We start from the raw sequence: 3,447 nt of genomic DNA, 5'->3' as shown, positions 1-3,447 counted from the left end.
GCCTCGGCGATGCCGGCGCGCTCGAGGATGCAGGCCATGAAGATGAACAGCGGCACCGAGACGAGCACGTAGTTGCCCATCAGCGTGAACATCCGGCTGACGATGAGGTTCAGCCCCGGCAGCCCGAACAGCACGACCGCGAAGACGACCGCCACCGCGCCCGTCGCGAAGGCGAGCGGGAGGCCGGTAAGGAGGGTGACCGCGAAGACCGCGACGAAGAGGATCGAAAGGAACTCGATGCTCATGTCGGCACGTCCGTCTGCACCCAGCCCATGTCGCGGACCAAGTTGGCAAAGCCCTGCAGCAGGAGAAGGACGCCGGCTAGCGGGATGGCCATCTTCACCGGCCAGATCGGCGGGTTCCAGGGCGTGCTCGTGGTCTCGCCGATCTGGAACGAGTTCCAGGCGTCGGTGCCGCCGGCCCAGATCAGCGTCACCACATAGGCCACGAAGAACAGGAAGGTGAAGGCGTCGAGACGGGCCCGCGTGCGCGGCGCCAGCCGCTCGTAGAGGACGTCGATGCGGACGTGCCGTCGGTGCAGCAGCGCATAGCCGCCCGCCAGCAGGTAGGCCATCGCCGAGAGGTAGATGGTGGTCTCGTTGCCCCACTGGGTCGGGGCGCCGAAGGTCGTGCGGGCGATCACCTCGTAGAGCACGGCCAGCGTGACGGCGACGACGGTGAAGCCCCAGAACAGGCCCGACCACTTGTTCAGGCGGTCGATGGCCGCGCAGAAGCGCGCCAGCGGCCCGCGCGAGCCGGGCTGCCGCGGCAGCGGCTCCCGGGGCGCCTCGGGCGCAACCGAGCCGGCGGCGCGGACGCCGCCGGGCCCCACCGCCGATGTCACGCCACCAGCCCCAGGTCTCTCAGCCAGGCCAGCTGCGAGTCGAAGGCGCGCTTCGCGAGGGGACCCTTCTTGGACCAGTCCTCCCAGGTCTTGTGCGCCAGCTCGCGGATCTTGCGCATCTCGGCGTCGTCCCAGCGGATGCGCTCGACGCCCTTCTGCTTGAGCTCCTTCAACACGCGCACGTCTTCCACGGCCACGCGCTGCACCTGGTCCCAGGTCCATTCGCGGACGGCGGTCGAGACGAGCAGCTTGACGTCGTCGGGAAGGGCCCGCCACGCCGCCATGTTGACAGTGAACTCCTGCACGGGCATCGAGTGCTCGACGATGACCGGGAACTTGGCCACCTCGTGAAAGCCCATGCGCTGGTTCATCGAGATGGTGGCCCAGTCGGCAGCGTCGACCACGCCCTTGTCGAGGGCGGAATAGACCTCGCCGCCGGGCAGGACGACGATCGATGCACCGAGCTTGGTGAGGATCTCCGCCGTCATGCCCTGTGGCGAGCGGAACTTGACGCCCTTGAAGTCGCTCATGCTCTTGATCGGCTTCTTGGCGACGATCGACTCGACGCCCCACCAGCTCACGCCGACGGGGTAGGCGTTGTACTTCGCATAGGCCTCTCGCAGCATGTCGAGGCCGCCCTTCTGGTAGTACCAGGCCTCCGCCTGCCACGGGTGCTGGTAGCCGAAGACGAAATCGCTGATCACCGCGAGGCCGGGATCCTTGCCCGAGAAGTAGCCGGACCACGACGAGTGGCCCTGCAGCACGCCGGCCGAGACGGCATCGAGCGTCTCGAACACGCCGGTGACGGCGCCGGCGGCGAAGGGGGTGATCTCCAGGCGGCCGCCACACAGCTTGTTGATGCGGCCGCACAGATCCTCGAAGACCTTGTAGGTGAGCTCGGCCGAGCTCCACATCGACTGCATTTTCCATTTCGCCGCCTGCTGGGCACGACCGACCGCGGGTGCGCCAAGGAGGCCGGCGCCTGCGCCGATGGCGCCTGCGGCACGGATCAAACTGCGTCTCTGCATGCCTTGTCTCCTTCGTGGTGGATCGCGCGGAGCTCCGGCGATGCACGATTGAGGCATCGGCTCCGGAACGCCGCAATAGGTAGATATATTGATACCATGCCACACCGCCTGCCCCAGCGATGATTGCCCCAGACCGAGCCCCTCGTACCCCGCGGGTCAAGAGCAGCCTGTCCGAGCAGGCGTTCGACAGGCTCGAGGAGATGATCGTCACCCTGCAGCTGCCGCCCGGCAGCCTCTGGTCGGAGGCGGCGCTCAGCGAAGCGCTCGGCATCGGCCGGACGCCGGTGCGTGAAGCGGTGCAGCGCCTCGCCGAATACCACCTCGTCGTGATCATCCGCCGGCACGGCATCCGGATCGCCGAGGTCAACGAGCAGGAGCAGCTGCTCGTGCTGGAGACCCGCCGCGAGCTCGAGCGCCTCATCAGCGTTCGTGCCGCGCGGCGCGCCGCTGCCGAGGACAAGCAGGCCATGGCGACGATGGCGCACGCCCTCATCGCCGCGGGCAAGGCCGGCGACGTCCGCGAGATGCTGCGTCAGTACTTCATCGCCAAGAAGTTCATGGCCCACTGCGCCGGCAACCGCTTCTCGGAGCAGGCGATCGCCCCGCTCTACACGCTGTCGCGGCGCTTCTACTTCATGCACTACAGCGAGCTCAACGACGTCGTCGTCGTCGCGCGCCTGCATGCCGACCTGCTCAAGGCCGTGGCCACCGGCGACGAGGAGAAGGCGGCGATGGCCAGCGACCGGCAGATCGACTACGCCGAAGATTTCGCCAAGCGGATCATCACCCGGGGCTTCTAGGGATCGCTCGCGGGAGACGCCGTGGCGCTGTAATATGTCAGTGATATCGTAGCCACGAGAGGTTCGCATGCACCTGACCAAGGATCAAGTCCGCGATTTCGAGCGCGATGGCTGCGTCTTCCCCTTCCGCGTGCTGAGCACGCTCGAGGCCAGGCACTACCGCACCTGCCTGGAGACGCACGAGGCGCTCGCGGGCCAGCCCTTGCAGGGGAACTGGCGCCACAAGACACACCTGCTGTTTACCTGGGCAGATGAGCTGGTGCACAACGACAACATCCTCGACGCGGTGTCCGACGTGCTCGGCCCCGACCTGCTCTGCTGGACGACCAACTTCTTCATCAAGGAGCCCGGCAGCGCGGGGTTCGTCTCGTGGCACCAGGACTCGACCTACTGGGGCCTCGAGCCGGACGACGTCGTCACCGCCTGGGTCGCCTTCACCGAGGTGACCCCGCAGAACGGCTACATGCAGTTCATCCCGGGCACGCACAAGATCGACCAGCTGCCGCACATGGACACCTTCCACCGCGACAACTTGCTCTCGCGGGGTCAGGAGATCGCGGTCGACGTCGACACCTCGAAGGCCGTCGGCATTCCCCTGCAGGCCGGCGAGATGTCGCTGCACCACATCAAGCTGGTGCACGGCTCGGAGCCCAACCGCAGCGACGACCGGCGCATCGGCCTGGCCATCCGCTACATCCCGACGCACGTCAAGCAGACCAAGGTGCGCGACTCGGCGATGCTGGTGCGCGGCGTCGACAAGTACCACCACTTCGAC

General features: G+C 67.1%; 5 protein-coding genes. 2 read left to right on the top strand and 3 right to left on the bottom strand.

Going from position 1 to position 3,447, the window contains the following annotated elements:
- The 3 genes from AC30N0_RS12945 to AC30N0_RS12935 form a co-directional block, all read right to left on the bottom strand.
- The coding region (locus AC30N0_RS12945) for a TRAP transporter large permease subunit (RefSeq protein WP_489518321.1) at nucleotides 1-245 on the bottom strand (245 nt) is incomplete at its 3' end.
- The gene (locus AC30N0_RS12940; protein ID WP_489518320.1) at nucleotides 242-844 is read right to left on the bottom strand and encodes a TRAP transporter small permease subunit; all 603 of its coding nucleotides are present in this window, start codon (nucleotides 842-844) and stop codon (nucleotides 242-244) included. The genes AC30N0_RS12940 and AC30N0_RS12945, both read right to left, overlap by 4 nt.
- Entirely contained in the window at nucleotides 841-1,872 is a 1,032-nt protein-coding gene (locus AC30N0_RS12935; RefSeq protein ID WP_489518319.1) for a TRAP transporter substrate-binding protein, read from the bottom strand. The genes AC30N0_RS12940 and AC30N0_RS12935 overlap by 4 nt, the downstream gene beginning before the upstream one ends.
- Nucleotides 1,873-1,991: 119 nt before the next feature.
- Here AC30N0_RS12935 and AC30N0_RS12930 point away from each other — a divergent pair, with 119 nt between their 5' ends.
- Together AC30N0_RS12930 and AC30N0_RS12925 are read left to right on the top strand one after the other, a co-directional pair.
- A complete protein-coding gene (locus tag AC30N0_RS12930; protein WP_489518318.1) occupies nucleotides 1,992-2,672 on the top strand; it encodes a GntR family transcriptional regulator in 681 nt (226 codons plus the stop codon).
- 67 nt (nucleotides 2,673-2,739) lie between these two features.
- Nucleotides 2,740-3,447: phytanoyl-CoA dioxygenase family protein (locus AC30N0_RS12925; protein WP_489518317.1), on the top strand; the 708-nt coding region annotated here is incomplete at its 3' end.

The sequence above is a fragment of the Rhizobacter sp. genome (genome assembly GCF_031412495.1).
Lineage (GTDB): Bacteria > Pseudomonadota > Gammaproteobacteria > Burkholderiales > Burkholderiaceae_C > Schlegelella_A.
Note: the sequence above shows the minus strand (reverse complement) of the source record. Positions and strands in the feature narration are given on the sequence as shown.

What these genes read in the sequence shown, in the direction of transcription:
- AC30N0_RS12935 (WP_489518319.1), bottom strand. Translation starts at nt 1,872, where the DNA reads ATGCAGAGACGCAGTTTGATCCGTGCCGCAGGCGCCATCGGCGCAGGC.
- AC30N0_RS12930 (WP_489518318.1), top strand. Translation starts at nt 1,992, where the DNA reads ATGATTGCCCCAGACCGAGCCCCTCGTACCCCGCGGGTCAAGAGCAGC.